Here is a 17220-nt window from a genome sequence, read left to right as displayed (position 1 = left end):
GATTAACGATATCTAACCCGATGGCGTTCAATTGGGACTCATGGTCTTGTTCACTGTCTACCTGAAGGGGATAATATCAATTCTCCAGATGGCATTCCTACCTCTCCTGCTCCTTAATCACCTGCTCAATCCCGAGCAGGATCAGTTTCAAGCCGAATTCGAACGCCCCGTCGGTTCCCATCAGCTCAAACAGCCCGTTCATGAACATTCTCCGGAACAGTCCTGCGTCCGCCTCGCCCATGGAGTCCAGTAGGCGAATCATCTCCTCACCCGGAGGCGCTCCCTTATCCTTAAGCATAACGGCGACATTCCGTTCATGCTGATAATCGTCCAGTACGAAATAGAAAACATAATTTACAAGCGTAGTCACCACTTGCATTTTCTGTGCTTGGTCAAGCGGCGTTGATTCCACGCAGAGCAGCATACGGTTGGTGAACCGGATGATGTCCGGCTCGTGGGGCAGCGTCATCATCATGAGCTGCGTCGAGCAGGGATACCGGCGGAGCACGCTCCGTACGGTTTCCGCAAGCCCTGTCAGCTGCTCCTTCCAGTCCCCGCCGGAGTGGAACTCCTCCAGAATGACCCGCGATACCTGATTGGCCAGGCGCTGGTACAGATTCTGCTTGCTTTTGAAGTACCAGTACAGAGAAGGAGCCTGAATCCCCAGCCTGTCCGCCAGTCGTCTCATGCTGAATTTCTCGATGTCCTCTTCCCCCAGAAGCTCCCATGAGGCTTCCAGAATCCTGTCCTCCGAAATTTGCGGCTGCTGCTTTTTCATCGTTATCCGTCCTTTTATCTAACAGTGTAAGTTTATGCTTTACAGGTTTATAGTCTCATGTTATCATCTAACACTGTAAGGTTCAATCTAACGCTGTTAGATTAGAGAAAAAAGAAAGAAGTGATCCTTAATGGATTCAGAAAACCTGTATTATTTTGAAAAAGCGCCGGTCACCAAAGCCGTAGCCCACTTCGCTGTCCCGATGATGTTAGGCACATCCATGAATGTCATTTACTCCATCTTGAACGCCTATTTCCTGGGCACTCTCCACAATACGGCCATGTTGACTGCACTTGCGCTGACCTTGCCGCTGTTCGCCATCCTAATGGCGCTGGGCAACCTGATCGGCATGGGCAGCGGCACCTTCATCTCCCGTTTGCTGGGTGAGAAGCGAACGGATGAGGTCAAGCATGTTTCTTCCTTCGCTTTTTACAGCAGCCTGGTTCTTGGTCTTATCGTAACGGCTGCAGGTCTGCCGCTGATCGATTCCATCGTTCATGGTCTGGGGGCAACGCCTGACTCCTTCGGGTACACTAAGGACTATGTCACAGTAATGCTGATCGGTTCGCCATTCGTCGTATTGTTTTTTACGCTGGAGAATATCGTGCGCTCGGAGGGGGCGGCCGTCACATCGATGATCGGTATGATGCTCAGCGTGGTGGTAAACATCATCCTCGATGCGCTGGTCATCTTCGTATTCCACTGGGACGTGATCGGCGTTGCCTCGGCTACAGTGATTTCAAACCTGGTTGCGAGTGTATATTACGCCTTCCATATGGGGCAGAAGAGCCAATTCCTAACAGTCTCTATCCGATGGTTCAAGGCTAGCAAAGACATTCTGGGCAATGTGTTCAAGATCGGCGTTCCCGTCTTTATTATGAGTATCTTTTTGGGGGCTATGTCGCTCATCTTTAACCACTATCTGGTCGTATATGGCGATTCAGCCGTAGCGGCTTACGGGATTTCGTCGCGTTTGCTGCAGTTTCCCGAATTCATTCTGATGGGGTTATGCGAGGGAGTCGTGCCGCTGATTGCTTTCTCTTTTACAGCGGATCGATTGCGGATGAAGCATACCACCCTATTTACAATTAAAACGATTGTCGCATTGGCAGCCGTCTTCGGCCTCATCGTCTATCTGGTTTCCGATCACTTGATCAGTCTCTTTACCAATGACCCGCAATTAATCGAGATGGGCAGCTACATTCTTCATGTGACCTTCTTGTCCTTGTTCATTACAGGGATGACCACCTTGTTCACCGGGATCTTCCAGGCCACAGCGCAGGGAACGGCCGCTTTTATTATGTCGGTTATTCAAGGGGTTACGCTGATTCCGGTGCTCTACCTCGCCAATCAAACGAACGGCTTCCACGGGGTGGTCTGGTCGCTTGTCATTGCCGATGCTGTCGCCTTCCTTGTCGGTGCGGTCATGCTTTATGCTCTGCGAAACAAATTGCAGCCGGAGCTGGAGAGTCTGGTGCAGTAGAAACGAAGCTCTGCCGCCTGCTCAACAAAAGAAGGTGCGGACAGCCGGTTCATCACCATACGCTTAACGCACCTTACTATTTTGGCTAAATCCACGCGTTGAAATGGCCTTCTGAATCTACTGTCGCCGTCCGCGGGTCGGTCAGACCGATGCCCTTGAAGCCGCCTTTTCCTTCAGTACGCCAGAGCGGGGGATGATCTTGAAGCGGAGGAACCGGCACAAAGCCAGCCGGGGTGGTACTCCCGCTTCTCTGCACCAGCTGAGCCTCCAGCAGCCGGATTTGCCGCTGCAGCTGCTCCCGGCGGTAAGGGGTCTGCATCTCGCTGCCCTGCGCCGCATTCACCTTATCCAGCTCCTGCATCAGCCGGTTACGCTGCTTCTCCAGAGAACTGACATCACTCTGCGTGCCGCCGTAGGCCGCAATCGCCTGCACTGAGCTGATACCTGATACGATCTGTACCGCCATGATCGGTCCCTCCGTTTCTTCGGCTCTGCTACCCAACCCGCCAAATCCGAAAGTTCTAATCATCTCTATTACCCGTACGTTTCCGCTATGACAACATTCCAGGCTGCAAACCGGCAATAACCGTCGTATAGTCCTAGTTCTTAACAGCCTTTACCGGCTCAAGCAAAACCAAATGGTACTCATTCCTGGAACCTTCGGGTTTATCATTGCCCCATCACCATGAGGAGAGTTCACTGATCGAAGGTCTCATCCATATGCTTGCCTCGTACATCAGAGGTACCTGCGAGCTTAAATCTGCCCTTTACCTTTTCATACGTGTAATTGATATTTGGTTCATCCGCATAGATTACATTCGCTTGGTAATCTCCAGACTTAAAGCTGTAGAGCCCCTCGATTTCTTTAATGTCACCTTTTCTGAACAGTCTGTCAGTTGTCAGATAGGTTAGCACCTCATTTGCAATTTCGTTCTTTTTTTGAGGCAATCCATTGAGCCCTATATAAATGCCGCCTACTATCGCTAAAAGCACTAATGAATCCATTATTAAACGCTTAGTCCTCTTCAAAAAAAGTCCCCCACCTTTGCAGCAGTATAAACCCATTTACACTATACCATATATTGGATTTTATAAAGATTCCGGGACTTTACCCGGCCATGAGCCGGAGACGCAGCACTTACCTTTTTATATTTTCTGAAAAAATTAATAATTAAATTTAAAATGCATTAAAATTGTCCGTTCTTTTGCCGATAATAACTATCCTTACACAATTACAGACTACATATGGATAGGGAGCTGCAGGCATGGACATCTTAGAAAGCTTACTGAAGGCATTGCCGTTTTTTACCCAAACCTTACGCGAAAAGGCCAATCTTGTCGTCTACGACCGGACGAAGGTGCTTTTTTTCGTGCAGACCCGGGACTTTATGCTGGAGCAAAAGGTTGGCGATCCGCTGATCCCGCAGTTTCAGAATTTTGGGGCCTTGACTAACGGCCGCGAGCCAAGTCTCGTACATATCAGTGACGAATTATACGGGTTCCCTCTGGATACGATTAATATTCCGATTACCAATGACAACAATGAGGTTGTGGCGGTGCTCTGCGCAACTTATGATCAGAGCAACCAGCACCAGCTTAATGCTGTTGTGGACGATAATCAGCACATCTCGAACGAACTGATTGATATGGTGCAGCATGTGGCGGCACATGCAGAAGAGCTTCAGGCCGCCAGTGAGCAGATTCTGCAGAACACAAAGCTTGCTGTGGAGAATGCCGGGAAGGTCTCCCAGGTATCTGCCCTGATCCGCGAAATTTCGGAGCAGACCAATCTGCTGGGCCTGAATGCAGCCATTGAAGCAGCCCGTGTAGGCGAAGCCGGCGCAGGCTTTGGTGTGGTGGCCACGGAAGTGCGGAAGCTTTCTGTACATTCCAGACAGGCTACAACAGGTATCGAGGCCGCATTGAAGGAAGTTCAGCAATCCATAAGCAAGATGGAAGCGGAAATCAGCCAGATCTCCGCCTCGGCGGCGGAACAGGCTTCTCTGGTCGAGGCCTTCACCCAGGTGATTGAACGTCTTCACCTATCCAGCGAGAAGATGCTGGGTGTGTCGGGCAATTTGATTAAATATTCGGTGGAGTAACGGCCTGGCCGCAATAGACCCACACAGCAAAACAGCGATCCTCCAATCATGAGGGATCGCTGTTTTGTAGTTTTATAAGTGTATGCACCCGTTCACTTTTGGACAGCTTATGAAGAACATCTTTGATCTTATGGACATCAAGGAGCGATACTTTTGCTTAAATCCCATATGATTCGCAGCTTGTTTCTTTATATTTTCCTTCTGATCGTTATATCCCTGCTGATTTATGTCCCCGTGACGATCGGGCTCGCGGATAATTCCGATTTTAACCGGACGATGAGAGCCTTCAACCTGACATCGATTACCGGGGTCCGGTATTGGAGTGCTGAATATCAGTACAAATTATCCGCCCCCGCCAGTGTGACTCACTATTTTAAAAAGTTATTTCTACCGGTTACAAATAACCCTGCGGAATATTACTCCACGCAATTTATGTTTACGAAGGCAGCGCTGTTCTTCAACGCCTTAGCCAACAAGCTTTTTCATCGCCCCCCTGCCGTGTTTCATCTCTTTTTTCAAACAGTTCAGTATATTATTATTTACGCCTTGGCCTTGGTTTTGTTTATGAAGGAAAAGTGGAAAGACAATGCCTATGCCGATATTGCTGTTAAAGCGGTTTTTGCTTTGATCTTTTTAGATGGCGGCTATTTGGGTTACTTTAACTCTTTCTATGGAGAATCAACGACGCTTATTTTTCTGATTCTATCCTTTATCCTGCTTCTGTATCTGGAAAAGAATAAGAGCAGCTATGGGGTCTATATGGGCTTGATCCTGTCGCTTTTCATTTTTTCCGGATCCAAATCAGCCAACTTCCCTTCGACCTTGTTATTGTCTGTTCCCCTTGTTTACCACGTAATCAAACATGAGAAGATAAGAAAGAAAATCACCATCTGCGTTCTGGTGGTTGTAATGCTCATTGCTTCTTTCAGCTACTATGTGAAGCTAACACCGCAATGGATGAAAAAGGATACTGCCTTTCAATCTGTTTTTTTCGGTGTTCTATACAATAATCCGGCGCCGGAGAAGGCTGCCCAGGCTTTAGGTTTACCCCGGCGGCTGGCCGGGTTCGAATCCATGACCGCTTACAACTGGCACTCCTTACATCCGGATCAGGAACGGGATATCCCTTTGGGAGATTTGTTATCTGAGCGCATAAGCCAAATTGGAATTTTAAAATATTACTTAACACATCCCGCCTTCTTCGCAGAAAAATTGGATATAAGCGCCGAGGCGGCATTACCTCTCAGACCTACGTATTTAACTAATATCCAATTACCTTCTGCTCAGGCGGACTTACTATTCGATGATCGAATGAATGTTTGGGAGAGCATCAGAAAGCATTTTTCAGGCGTGGCCTCGCTATTTCTATGTCTTATCCTCGTCCTGTCTGCAGCGAATGTGGCTGCCCTGCTGAGAAGAAAGGCCGGCTTATACAGCATCCTGCTGCGGTTGGCACTGATGGGGGCGGCAGCCGGGCAATTCATTGTCCCCATTGTAAGCAATGGTAACGCGGATTTACAGAAGCATATGTTTTTATTTAATGTGCATTTGGATATCCTGATTATCGTTTTGCTGCTGGACCATCTTGATTTTAAGAGCCGGACATTCAGGCGGGCAGGCATTGCCACTGTTGCCTTTCTGATTATTATTGTCTTCGAACCGGACCGGCCGGAGCTGCTGGCCCTTGGCCGTATAGATGGCAGGCCCATTGAGTGGTATGTTCTAGAGAGAGACAACGGCTGGGTAAAGGTAATCGCTAAAGACGCCTTATACCGCAGCGCGTACGATGAAACATCGAACGATTATACGAAAGCAAGCATTCATGGAAGTTTGAACGCCATTTATCTGGATAAATGGTTTACGCGAGATGAGCAGAGCCGCATTCGAAATGCAGAATACTACGCGATATGTAACGGCAATCATTCGCATCAGGCAGATGCGGGGGACCGGCCCCATTACTGGTTCTCGCCCATCAAATATGCAGCTCAGGACAGTCGGCGGGCATTTAGGAAATCCTATGCTGCATATTTATCATTACCGTCCGTAGATGATGTGCAGCAGCTTTTTAAACTCTCCAGGACCGCTTCCGTATTACCCGTTGATTATTGGCTCTCCACCCCATATTACAGCAGCACCGACAAATCGCGGGTCGTTGCTTCCGACTATCAGATCTATCACCGCAAGGTGAATGCTGTACTGGGAATACGGCCGGTCATGTGGATCAGGAACTGACCATTCGCCGCCCTGCGAAATCACAACAAAGAGAACAGCCCGCAGGCTGTTCTCTTTGTGCTGTCCGCCCTAGAAACAGGTAAACGAGCGGACCTGATTCAAATCAATGCCGAAGTACCCCCAGAAGAAACCGAACCATCTGAACCCGGCAATTGAATTACGTCCGACGAATACCGGGTAGAACCAGAATTGCTCGCCGTTGTTCAGCCAAATGTATGTGTTGCGGAACAGGCAGCGTCTGATCCCGCCGGGGTCGATGGCAAATGCGGTGGCCGACATCTGCGGGATGAATTGCGGTGGAGGGGCTGTCGGTGCTTGAACACCGCCCGGTGCTCCTCCCGGTGCACCCCCTGGAGTTCCGGGAAATCCGCCTCCCGGCACGCCAGGTCCGCCCGGCGCTCCTGGAAAGCCTCCGCCCGGTCCCGGTGTTGGAAAGAATCCCATATGTGATCGCTCCTTTCAATGAGTAGGCATAATCATCATATGCACTCGCGGAGAGGGCGCCTGGGCGGATTTATATTTCCGGAATATAAATATAGACAAATGTCCACTTATGCCGAGCTCTAATTTAACTTAATAACGGCCTAGCCTCTTTTAGGCTTCAAGTTCCGTATAAATTTGAAAAGTTACACCAAATTTGTCCGTTACATCGCCGAACCCGGGGCTGAAAGGTTCTTCTTTAAAGGGTAGATTGACCTGGCCGTCCTGCCGCAGGGCTTCATATATTCGTCTCGAATGTTCCACTTCGTTTGATGTAATACAGATGGTCACCCGTTTCCCGGTTCCAAGAGGTGTACCGCCTGGCGCATCTGAGAGCATCAGCTCTGCTCCACCGACTCTTACCCTGGCATGTGCCACTAGACTCCTCAGATCATCTGTGAACGTATCAGGCATGTCCGGCATTTCACCGTAAGTCGTGAGGGAGAGGACTTCTGCACCCAGGGCTTGCTCATAAAATTGGATAGCGTCCTTCACGCGTCCCTCCAAAGTAATATAGGGGGTAAGTTTTACCGTCATAGCTTGTTCCTCCTCGAGATTGGATTGAATCGGATTAGGGATTCATAAGTATAGACGATCCCGAAGCCGCAAAATCATCGGTATGACCTCAAAAGATCTGAATCTGCTTCTAACCCAACCGGTATTCCCAATCGAGTAAATCAGTGCATGAATACTATCAAAACAAAGAAAGCAGTGAGACGGTCCCTTGGGATCGGCTCACTGCTTCTGAAGTCATTTTTTATGGAGTCAGTTTATCTGGATTGTATTTCGCGCGGAACTTGTTCGCAATATAGGTCTCATAAATCTCCCGCTCAACCGGGTCCTCTACGAGATACACCTCGATCTTCACCACTTCATCCCTGTGGTTTTTGATCGGCGAGACGGTATCCTCAAAATGCTTCTTAATCCGCTGCCGCAGCTTCCGGGCCTTGCCGACAAAGAGCAGTTCATCCTTGCTGTTGTAGAACATGAAGAACCCGCCCAGTTCCCTGGTGATCAGGTGAAAATCCGTAAACCCGTAAATGTGGCTCATTGCAGGAGCCTCTTGCTTGTAAATGGTTACTTCTGGCGTTGGAATCGTAATATTTATCAACTGTTGTCACGTCCTCTTAACGTATAGACTTCTATCGTATCATAGATGCTGGTCATTCGTCTTCCTGTCAGGTAAATCAACCTGCTTACCTCTCTCCTAATGGTCCAGAGGGAGGTTATCCGACAACAAATCCGGGTTGTCCTTGAGCAGCTCTGTTACCACTTTTGCCACCGATGCCGCATCGCATACCCTTACCACGGCGTCGCCGAGCCGCCCCTTGATCATTGCCCCCTTCTCTTCAAGCACCTCGTCCAATTTCCAAAAATGCTCCGACCAGGACAGCCCGCAATGTCTGCGCGAAGGTACGGGAATTTCCGTTCCATCCGGCAGAACCGTGTACAACATTTCATGGCTATCCGTTAACCTTCCTGGGATGTCTACCCACTCCTCGACTCCATGAATGAAGGTGTTGCGTCTTAAATCCACTCCGACCAATAGAATTGTTGCCTGCCGGTCGAGCAGCTTTCCCCAGGCGGAGCCTCTGGCACAGGGTGTATCGAACCGGTGGTCGCCGGTCGTGAACTCTTCCGCATCCCGGCCGAGCGCAGCTACCGAGTGGGTCGGATGCCACGAGCGGACGACTTCCGGCCGCTTCCGGAACAGCTCGGGCAGAATCCCCACGCACACCGGTGAACGTTCGACGTAAAATCTCGGATTCTCCGCGCGGATATAAGACCACGTATGGGTGGGCAACACCAGCAGTCCCTCATACATATATTCTGAAAAAGCATCCAGAACCGTATCCGCTCCGCCCTCGACCTGCCCCAGACTTTTCATCGAGGAATGGACCAGCAACGTTCCTTCACGGTCAATGCCTAGCTGCTGCAACTGTGCTATGATGCTCTCTTTCGTATGCATCCTGCTCTTCCTCTCACATGTATGTTTCTTGTCTGCTCACCTAATAGTAACAGATTATCTGATGGATTCCACCGCCTGCTGATGGCAAGTTAACAGACCTGACCGCTCTATGCAAAAAAAACAGCACCGTACTCTTCAATAATGAAGAGCATGGTGCTGTTTATAGTGCATCATGGCCAGATTCCTTTCGTTCCTTATTCCTTAGACAGCCGGATCGCCAGCTGCTTAATCTTATGGCCACGAATCTGAAAATAGAAATCCAAATAAAGAGGGTCCGGAAGACCGGTTTTGTCAAAATCCCCGTCAACCTTAAACACCACTATGGTTTCTTCCTCATGCTGTTTATCCTGTTTCGGTTCAAGCGTTATGTTAACACCGAAGTGATGTTCGGCACTCCATTTCGTTATAGCAGCTTTGCCTGTCCATTCTTTGCCTTCATCGAGGACAAGCGCATCTTCCGAGAAGCAATCGACATAAGCCTCCGGATCGGGTTTATTGGCAGCAGCTATAAAATCTTGTATAACTTGCGGAAGCAGAATAGTCTCCATAAGATCAACTCCTTTGTAATTTCGTTAAATGGTGCGGATGGTTCCGCCGTCAATGACATACTCACAGCCCGTAATATAAGAGGCTCTGCTTGACGCAAGGAAGGCGGCAAGCTCGGCAACCTCCTCTGGCTGGGCCGGCCGGCCGAGCGGAATACCGCCAAGCTCATCCATTAACTGCTGGCGGGCAGTCAGATAGTCCGTTCCGGCTTGTTCAGCCATTCTTCCGATTAACCGTTCCGCAGCTTCCGTTTCCGTAAATCCCGGTGCGAGCGTGTTGACTCTTATCCCCATAGGGCCGAATTGGGTCGCCAGGTTCTTACTGTAGTTAACGAGCGCAGCTTTGGCAGCTGAATAAGGCATGGTCATGTTGCCGGGAAGCTTACGTTGAATAGAGGAGATATGGACAATCACTCCGCTTTGCTGTTTAATCATGTAAGGCAACAATCCACGATCGAGGCGGACGGAAGCAAACAGGTTGGCATTAAACGTCGTTTGCCAATCTTCATCGGTTAAAGCTAACGCCCCTGCTGTGCTTGTTGAGGAACCTCCCACATTGTTAATCAAAATATCCAGGCCGCCGAATCGGTTAACCGTCTCCTGAACAATATGATCCGCGCCTTCCGGAAGGCTCACATCGGCTTGAATGAACCCTACACCCTCCGGTAATGCTTCGGGCAGTGATCTTGCCGCAGCTATTACTTCAGCTCCCGCTGCATACAAACGCTTCACGATCGCCCGGCCGATCCCCCGGGTTCCGCCGGTCACCAGAGCTCGTATACCTGCAAACTCCTTGCTCATATCCAATAAGTCCGGGCAGTTATCCATTGTTCTGCTGACTCCTCCTTTGTAGATTTGAATACAAGGCTATTTTAATCAACAGAACCTGACAGCTGCGTGTCCAGTTATCTAAAATATGTCGGCGAAATCCCGATTTTTTATATTCGAACCTCAAATTCTTTAACATAAACAGCGTTGCCAGTAACTTCTATGGTATCACCATTTGTGACAGTGACTCCGATTCTTCCATCCCTTCCGATTTCCTGACCTTGCTCAATCAAAAGGTTAAATGTGGACCTGGAACCTTCTATATATCTGGCATAATAAGCCCCCATGACTCCGGAAGCAGTACCAGTCACTGGGGAAAACGCCTATTGTTTGGTTTCATTCTTTCAAACGCCGTTAGGCTCTTTATGGGAACCAATAATGTCCATGTTCCTGTACTCCCATAAACGGTTGGTAATTCGGTCTCAATATCCTCTTCTTCAATCTCCATTGAAAGGGCCAACTCATGAATTGAGCCTCTGAATTCCAGAAATTGAGGAGGGGCTTGTCTCATTGTTATGTAAATTCCGTCCTTTAAATGAAGTCTTACCGGTAGGATTCCTGCTTTTGTCTCAATGGTGAGATCCGTTTTATCCTCTAACAGCCCTTTTGTGGCCAACGCATAGATAGTTGCCATCGTTGCGTGACCACACAGGTTTATTTCATGCCCCGGAGTGAAGTAACGGATGCCTAAATCAGCCTTATCTGATTTAAGCGGGAATGCCGTTTCGTTAAACCCTACTTTTGTGGCCACCTCTTGCATTTGCTCTTCAGTAAGATCTCCGCCATCTAAAACTACCCCTGTCAGTCAGTGTTACGTTCACGATCACCGTATCGGTGCGGCTTCCATTCACTGCCGACGTTGCCGTGATCGTTGCAGCGCCTTCGCCTACTGCCGTCACAACGCCGTCTGCATCTACTACGGCAACACCCTCATCGTCTGAACTCCACACAACCGGAATGCCAGCCGATAATGCGTACGTCTCACCCATCAAGAGATCAATCGAGTTCAATAAACATAAAAAGCGCCTGTATCAGGCGCGTTGATGGATAACTCGCTATCATAAACTTCACTAACTAATCTCTCTTTTCATTAATTTCTTAAATGCAGAGTAATCCTGATCGGATTTAATAAAACTTAATATTTTATCGGCACATTCTGTTGGATTCATCTCTTCAGTATTTACTTCTAGATCATATTCTTTAAAGGAATATACTTTGTCGTACTGGGAACTCGCTAGTCCAATCTGTCGGTCTCCTCTGATTTGCTCTCTTCTAGTGAGCTCTTCCTTCGAGCATAATACGCCTACAAACAGTGTAGGATGATCGAACAATAGATCCAGGCAGTCATTAAACCGCTTGTCATTGTCGAAGACGGTATCGACGATTACATTCAAACCCATTTCTGAAAACAATTTAATGGTTGCAAAATACAATGAGTTTATGGGATCAAAAAGTATTTTCCCTACATCATCCACTTCCCTTGTAGGTTCAATATCTGGAAATTTATTATCAATAAAATCATTGTAATTGCCAAAGAAATCATCTATGGATAAACGATGAAAAGGAATCCCTTTTTGCTTGGTCAATTCCATAGAAATACTGGTCTTTCCTGAACTTGAAGTTCCGTTCATCAACACAACGAGTCCTTGCTTCAAACAAATCCCCCTCCAATATAGGCATATTTATCGTATTATTCTTCACATGCACTAAGATTTTACAATGATAAGCTTAATATATGCCTTACGATATTTTAGGAGGTAATAGAATGAGCAAGTACGACGAAGCCATGAAGCTCCTGGAAGAACAAGCGGGTAACAAGGACGGCCTGATCTCTCTGTCCACCATCGCGCTGGAACCGGGGGCCAATGGCAAAAGCCGTCCCGCCGCCCGCATTGTGGACGCCTATTATGAGGACGGCGCGTTCTACACCGTCACTTACGCGACCTCAGGCAAGATGCAGCAGATCGCCCAAAACCCCGAAGTCGCCGTTTGCATCATTGTCGAGAACTTTACGGCCGATGGTATCGGTGAAAACCTGGGCTGGGTAGGTGAGGAGAAAAACGCGGAGATGATGACAAAGCTGCGCACAATATTCGCCGAGTGGTATAACGAAGCCAACAACGACGAAGACCCTAACACATGCCTGCTGCGCATTCGCCTGACAAAGGGCCTGTGGAATGACGCCCATAGAGGGATCAGAAATGAGATTGATTTTGTCAATAAGACGGCAACCTAAATGGCCTGTGTGGTTCGCCTTATGGGATTAAGGTGAAGCAGACATTTGATAACCGCAAAATCTGTTACGGCAATCTACCTATATCCTCTAGTTAATTTCCTGCCCATCCTTTCGACTGCTCCCGGACCAGTGAGAGAAATGCTGCCGCTGCTGGCGACAGCGTCTCCTGCTTCCGGGTACAGACAGCAATCGGATTCAGCAGCGAAGCACCATTGACCATCACACGGTCCACCTCCCCGCGCTCCACATTGTCCCGTACGGCCAGGGAGGAGATAAAGATGGCTCCGTAGCCTGCCATAACCGCCCGAACCATCTCGTTCACCCCGTTAAATTGCAGACCGACCTTGGGAGGATTCACGTTCAAAGCCCGGCACAAGGAGAAGAGACGCTCCCGGGTAGAGCTTCCCTCTTCACGCAAAATGAAGGGAACCTTCATCATTTCCGCTAATGTAATTTCCCTCCCGGCATATGGATGGTTTTTGGGTACGATAAACCAGAGCTCGTCCTCCAGAAGCTCCTCCCATTCGATGCCCGGCTGCTCCTCCCAGCCGCCTCCGTAGACGGCCACCTCCGCATCGTACTGCAGTAGGCCTTCCACCGCTTCCCGGGAGTTGGCCGTGGTCAGGACCACCTCCACGGAAGGATGCTCCTGCTTGTAGAGAGCCAACCATTCCGGCAGCAGCAGATTGGCTGGCAGATAGGTGGCGACGATCCGCAGGATACCGCTGAACCCAGCCTTGTATTCCCGGACCGCTTCATCCAGCTCACGCTCGAGCGCAAACAACCGTTTGGCGTGGCTGGCCAGCATCTGACCCGCATCGGTCAATAGAATGCCACGCCCCTTGGAGGCCAACAACTGGATGCCCAGCTCCTTCTCCAGGTTGCGTACCTGGGCCGTAACCGCAGGCTGGCTGATCCGTAGTTCCTCCGCGGCGCGGGTGACTCCGCCTTTTTCGGCAATGGTGTGGAATATTTTAAGGGCATGAAGATTCATAAGACAACCTTCCTTCTACATCAAAATTGATGAAAAACGAAAATATATATATTTTTCTGATGAATCGTTATGCTTTATTGTATGGGTTAAGGAAAATTTTCACAATAGTTCAGCATTAATTAACAAGGAGAGAAAAAAGCCATGAGTAAAACCAAAATCGTCTGTACCATCGGTCCCTCCAGTGAAAGCCCCGAAATACTCCGGAAGCTGATTCAAGCCGGTATGAACGTTGCCCGCCTGAACTTCGCCCACGGAGAGCTGGACGAGCACGCGGAGCGCATCCGCCGCATCCGGGAAGCGGCCAAGGAGCTGAACCAATACGTTGCTGTCCTGCTCGACATTAAAGGTCCGGAAATCCGCATCGGCAAAATGGCCTCGGACTACGCGGAGCTGGTACCGGGTGAAACCGTGGTTCTGAGCACCGAGGAAGTGCTCGGCACCAAAGAACGCATCCAAGTCACCTACAAGCAGCTGCCCCAAGATGTGAAGCCCGGCAGCATCATCCTGATCGATGACGGTCTGATCCGTCTGGAGGTCGTAAAGGCCGAAGGCACCGAAATCACCTGCCTCATCAAGAACGGCGGCAAGCTGAAGCAGCGCAAGGGCGTCAACGTTCCCGGCGTCAAAACCAGCCTTCCCGGCGTAACCGAGAAGGACGTCCGGCACATCAAGTTCGGCATTGAGCAGAACATCGACATCATCGCCCAATCCTTTGTCCGTAAAGCCGAAGACATTCTCGAGATCAAACATATCCTCAGCGAGCATAAGGCCAGCCATATCCAAGTCATCGCCAAGATCGAAAATGACGAGGGCGTGGAGAACCTGGACGCCATCCTGAGTGTAGCCGACGGCCTGATGGTTGCCCGCGGCGATCTGGGCGTGGACCTGCCGGTGGAGGACGTGCCACTGGTTCAGAAAGAAATGATCCAGAAGTGCAACCTGGCCGGTAAACCGGTCATCACCGCCACCCACATGCTGGAGTCCATGCAGATGAACCCGCGTCCGACCCGTGCGGAAGCGGGCGACGTCGCCAACGCCATCTTTGACGGTACCGATTCCGTCATGCTGTCCGGCGAAACCGCCGCAGGCAAGTACCCGCTGGAGTCCGTCGAGACCATGGCCCGCATCGCCGCCCGCGCCGAGTCCGTCCTGGGACGCTACGGCCGCTGCAGCTACAAGGGTGACGAAGCTGCCACCGACGTAACCGGTGCCATTGGCGAAGCCGTTGCCCGCACCGCCATCGTGCTCTCCGCCAAGGCCATTATCGCCTTGACCGAAAGCGGCTTTACCGCCCGAATGATCGCCAAGCACAAGCCGGCTGTACCGGTCATCGCCGTATCCACCAAGGAGAGCGTGCTGTACGCCCTGTCCTTGACCTGGGGTGTAACCCCGCTGCTTCGTAGCGAGACCGCTTCCAGCACTGATGCAGCCGTAGCAGCCGCCGTTGAACTGGCCAAGTCGGCCGGTTACGTACAAGATGGCGACATGGTGATCATCACTGCCGGTGTCCCTGCAGGCTGCACGGGAACCACCAACCTGCTGCGGGTTCACCAAGTAGGCGAAGCGCTCTAAAAACTAAAACATCCGTAGTAGAACCGTTGGACTGTAAAAACGAAAGGAGCTGTCTCAGCAGCTCCTCCCCCGCCTAATATACCTTCTTCAACATCGCAATTACATCATCCAAGGTAAGGCCGAAGGATTTGTAGTAGGAGGTGTCGAGAAGCATTTGCTTTGAGATCATTTCATCACGAATTTGCAATTTCCGATCGGAGGACAGTTCAGCGACGAAACAGCCTTTTCCCGTTATGGTATGGATCAATCCGCATCTCTCCAGTTCTTCCCACGCCTTTTTAACAGTAATCACGCTGATGCTAAGCTCCTGAGCCGCCTGCCGGATCGGTGGGAGACAATAGCCGTTTTCCAACTCTCCTTTGAGAATCTGGGCGCTGATTCGCTCGAAAAGCTGCTGGTAAATCGGTTTGTCCGATGTGTTCGATAGCGCAATGTTCATTAGAGTTCCACTCGGAGGAATCGTTTGACCGCGAGCCGGGAGGCCATGATCGAAAGCGCCGCAAAAATCATAATTCCGGCGATCAGAATGAAGGCTTGGAGCGTCACTTGTTGCGTACCGGTACCATAGAAAAGATCATTCACAACCGGACTTTGAATACCGAGCCACTGGGCGATTCCGGCGAACAGCATAGCGGCTGTAACAGCGGCGAACAGCGCCCAACCGAATTTATAAGCCGTCTTATAAAACATTGGAATAAAGATGAGATTGAAGATCGCAAGCATGACCAGGTTTAGCCCCCAGAAACCCATATTTGGCGGGAAGAAATAATAGGTTACGTCCGGATATAAGACCATCGAAATGGAACCGAAGATCGCGGCAATCACAATATGCAGCAACTCTAAGCCGACGATAACGGCTACCCTTGCCTTTACCATATCCCGTTTGGCGACAGGCAACACTGACGTAAACATCAAATCGTTTTGCGCTTTAAATTGGTTAAATAAGTTAGGAATCGTAATCCAGCAGAAGTACAGCAGGACAATAAAGTAGATCCAACCGGGAATGAGCATTAATGCGCCAATCAAGAAAGGGAGTATGAAGAAAAAGGGCGGCACGGCCAGCCTTACATCTTTCAACACCAGGTTATACATATGCATCCTCCTTCTTCGCGAAATAGACCATGATTTCCTCAAGGCTCGGTGTGGCAGCCTTCATGTTCCACGAATGTTCGTAGTCCCCCGCAAGAATCAACCCCGTAAATCCAAAAGAATTCATCTTGTAGGAGATCAATCTGTCCTTCACTTGGTTCAGTTGAGTTGCAGCACCATTTAGAAGAAGATAGGATTCTTTGAACTCCTCCTTCTCACCACTGCGGACGATCTGCCCATCCTCAATAAAGGTTATAAAATCAGCGCACTTCTCCAAATCTGAAGTAATATGCGTCGAGAACAAAATGCTGATCTCGCCGTCAGCGACCAGTCCTTGAAAAATATCCAACAGTTCATCCCTTGCAACCGGATCAAGCCCGCTTGTCGGTTCGTCGAGGATGAGAAGCTTGGCCCCATGGGACAAGGCAATGGCAATACTGTATTTCACCTTCATTCCCGTCGATAACTCGGCAATCCTTTTGTTTTCATCCAACTTGAATTTCCGGAGGTAAATGCGGTACGTTTCATCGTCCCAATGGGCATAGAACTTCTTAATTACATCAGTCAAGGCCTTCACTTTGCATCGGGTGTAGAATTCTGCACCGCCCATGGCGTACCCAATTTCCTGCTTCAGTTCAAACTCGTGATTGGCCATATTTTTCCCGAATACGTGAATTTCCCCGCTATCCATGCGGGTCATATTCAATATTGATTTTATCGTCGTGGTCTTCCCTGCGCCGTTCGCACCGATAAACCCCATAATGTAGCCTTTCTCCAATTGGAACGAGACATTTTTAAGTTGAAAATTGGGGTAACTCTTATTTACGTTTCGAATGTCTAACGCAAGCACTTCTTACATCCCTCCTCAGTAGATTGTGTATACCGTGTATGCACAATATATTATAGAGAGGC

At 49.5% G+C, this 17220-nt stretch carries 20 protein-coding genes and 1 pseudogene; 5 read left to right on the top strand and 16 right to left on the bottom strand.

Annotation, left to right across the window (positions count from 1 at the left end; translation table 11 throughout):
• Positions 1–97: 97 nt before the first annotated feature.
• Entirely contained in the window at positions 98–778 is a 681-nt protein-coding gene (locus F1381_RS03365) for a TetR/AcrR family transcriptional regulator (RefSeq protein WP_151733410.1), read from the bottom strand.
• Positions 779–908: 130 nt separating this feature from the next.
• On the opposite strand from F1381_RS03365, the gene F1381_RS03360 reads away from it, so the two are divergent.
• Positions 909–2261, top strand: coding sequence for an MATE family efflux transporter (locus F1381_RS03360; RefSeq protein ID WP_151733409.1), 1353 nt, complete (start codon positions 909–911; stop codon positions 2259–2261).
• An 85-nt stretch (positions 2262–2346) separates the two neighbouring features.
• On the opposite strand, the gene F1381_RS03355 is transcribed toward F1381_RS03360, so the two are convergent.
• Both F1381_RS03355 and F1381_RS03350 read right to left on the bottom strand, forming a co-directional pair.
• Entirely contained in the window at positions 2347–2727 is a 381-nt protein-coding gene (locus tag F1381_RS03355; protein ID WP_187355171.1) for a FlxA-like family protein, read from the bottom strand.
• Between the two features lie 230 nt (positions 2728–2957).
• Complete coding sequence (locus F1381_RS03350; RefSeq protein ID WP_187355170.1) at positions 2958–3266, bottom strand: DUF3139 domain-containing protein; 309 nt, start codon at positions 3264–3266, stop codon at positions 2958–2960.
• 260 nt (positions 3267–3526) lie between these two features.
• Here F1381_RS03350 and F1381_RS03345 point away from each other — a divergent pair, with 260 nt between their 5' ends.
• Both F1381_RS03345 and wsfD read left to right on the top strand, forming a co-directional pair.
• On the top strand, positions 3527–4363 hold the full coding sequence (locus F1381_RS03345; protein ID WP_151733406.1) for a methyl-accepting chemotaxis protein: 837 nt from the start codon (positions 3527–3529) through the stop codon (positions 4361–4363).
• 168 nt (positions 4364–4531) lie between these two features.
• Positions 4532–6595 (top strand): glycan biosynthesis hexose transferase WsfD, encoded by a 2064-nt coding sequence (gene wsfD, locus F1381_RS03340; protein WP_187355169.1) that lies wholly within the window; start codon positions 4532–4534, stop codon positions 6593–6595.
• Between the two features lie 69 nt (positions 6596–6664).
• Here wsfD and F1381_RS03335 read toward each other — a convergent pair whose 3' ends face one another.
• The 9 genes and pseudogenes from F1381_RS03335 to F1381_RS03295 form a co-directional block, all read right to left on the bottom strand.
• Positions 6665–7039: a collagen-like protein gene (locus F1381_RS03335; RefSeq protein WP_151733404.1), complete on the bottom strand. Its 375-nt coding sequence runs from the start codon at positions 7037–7039 to the stop codon at positions 6665–6667.
• 150 nt (positions 7040–7189) lie between these two features.
• Positions 7190–7612: a VOC family protein gene (locus F1381_RS03330; protein WP_151733403.1), complete on the bottom strand. Its 423-nt coding sequence runs from the start codon at positions 7610–7612 to the stop codon at positions 7190–7192.
• Positions 7613–7832: 220 nt separating this feature from the next.
• Entirely contained in the window at positions 7833–8186 is a 354-nt protein-coding gene (locus tag F1381_RS03325; protein WP_187355168.1) for a nucleotide excision repair endonuclease, read from the bottom strand.
• Positions 8187–8282: 96 nt separating this feature from the next.
• A complete protein-coding gene (locus tag F1381_RS03320) occupies positions 8283–9044 on the bottom strand; it encodes an AAC(3) family N-acetyltransferase (RefSeq protein ID WP_151733401.1) in 762 nt (253 codons plus the stop codon).
• A 194-nt stretch (positions 9045–9238) separates the two neighbouring features.
• Positions 9239–9592, bottom strand: coding sequence for a nuclear transport factor 2 family protein (locus tag F1381_RS03315; RefSeq protein WP_151733400.1), 354 nt, complete (start codon positions 9590–9592; stop codon positions 9239–9241).
• A 24-nt stretch (positions 9593–9616) separates the two neighbouring features.
• Positions 9617–10417, bottom strand: a complete 801-nt coding sequence (locus tag F1381_RS03310; protein WP_151733399.1) for an SDR family oxidoreductase — start codon at positions 10415–10417, stop codon at positions 9617–9619.
• 110 nt (positions 10418–10527) lie between these two features.
• Positions 10528–11216 (bottom strand): annotated as a pseudogene (locus F1381_RS03305) (PhzF family phenazine biosynthesis protein); the annotation flags it as partial.
• Positions 11185–11406, bottom strand: a complete 222-nt coding sequence (locus tag F1381_RS03300; protein ID WP_151733398.1) for an Ig-like domain-containing protein — start codon at positions 11404–11406, stop codon at positions 11185–11187. The gene F1381_RS03300 and the pseudogene F1381_RS03305, both read right to left, overlap by 32 nt.
• A gap of 81 nt (positions 11407–11487) precedes the next feature.
• Complete coding sequence (locus F1381_RS03295; RefSeq protein ID WP_151733397.1) at positions 11488–12072, bottom strand: chloramphenicol phosphotransferase CPT family protein; 585 nt, start codon at positions 12070–12072, stop codon at positions 11488–11490.
• Between the two features lie 110 nt (positions 12073–12182).
• Here F1381_RS03295 and F1381_RS03290 point away from each other — a divergent pair, with 110 nt between their 5' ends.
• On the top strand, positions 12183–12653 hold the full coding sequence (locus tag F1381_RS03290; protein WP_151733396.1) for a pyridoxamine 5'-phosphate oxidase family protein: 471 nt from the start codon (positions 12183–12185) through the stop codon (positions 12651–12653).
• A gap of 91 nt (positions 12654–12744) precedes the next feature.
• Here F1381_RS03290 and F1381_RS03285 read toward each other — a convergent pair whose 3' ends face one another.
• Entirely contained in the window at positions 12745–13647 is a 903-nt protein-coding gene (locus F1381_RS03285; protein WP_151733395.1) for a LysR family transcriptional regulator, read from the bottom strand.
• 141 nt (positions 13648–13788) lie between these two features.
• On the opposite strand from F1381_RS03285, the gene pyk reads away from it, so the two are divergent.
• Positions 13789–15219, top strand: a complete 1431-nt coding sequence (gene pyk / locus F1381_RS03280) for a pyruvate kinase (RefSeq protein ID WP_151733394.1) — start codon at positions 13789–13791, stop codon at positions 15217–15219.
• A gap of 73 nt (positions 15220–15292) precedes the next feature.
• On the opposite strand, the gene F1381_RS03275 is transcribed toward pyk, so the two are convergent.
• Genes F1381_RS03275 through F1381_RS03265 form a run of 3 tightly spaced genes read right to left on the bottom strand, consistent with a single transcriptional unit; the run spans position 15293 to position 17158 of the window.
• Positions 15293–15658: a GntR family transcriptional regulator gene (locus tag F1381_RS03275; RefSeq protein ID WP_151733393.1), complete on the bottom strand. Its 366-nt coding sequence runs from the start codon at positions 15656–15658 to the stop codon at positions 15293–15295.
• Positions 15658–16311, bottom strand: coding sequence for an ABC-2 transporter permease (locus tag F1381_RS03270; protein WP_151733392.1), 654 nt, complete (start codon positions 16309–16311; stop codon positions 15658–15660). Before F1381_RS03270 ends, F1381_RS03275 begins: the two co-directional genes overlap by 1 nt.
• The gene (locus tag F1381_RS03265; RefSeq protein WP_151733391.1) at positions 16304–17158 is read right to left on the bottom strand and encodes an ABC transporter ATP-binding protein; all 855 of its coding nucleotides are present in this window, start codon (positions 17156–17158) and stop codon (positions 16304–16306) included. The genes F1381_RS03270 and F1381_RS03265 overlap by 8 nt, the downstream gene beginning before the upstream one ends.
• Positions 17159–17220: the final 62 nt, after the last annotated feature.

It is taken from the genome of Paenibacillus tengchongensis (assembly GCF_008973665.1).
Lineage (GTDB): Bacteria > Bacillota > Bacilli > Paenibacillales > Paenibacillaceae > Paenibacillus_AQ > Paenibacillus_AQ tengchongensis.
This window is presented reverse-complemented; position numbering and strand designations above follow the sequence as displayed.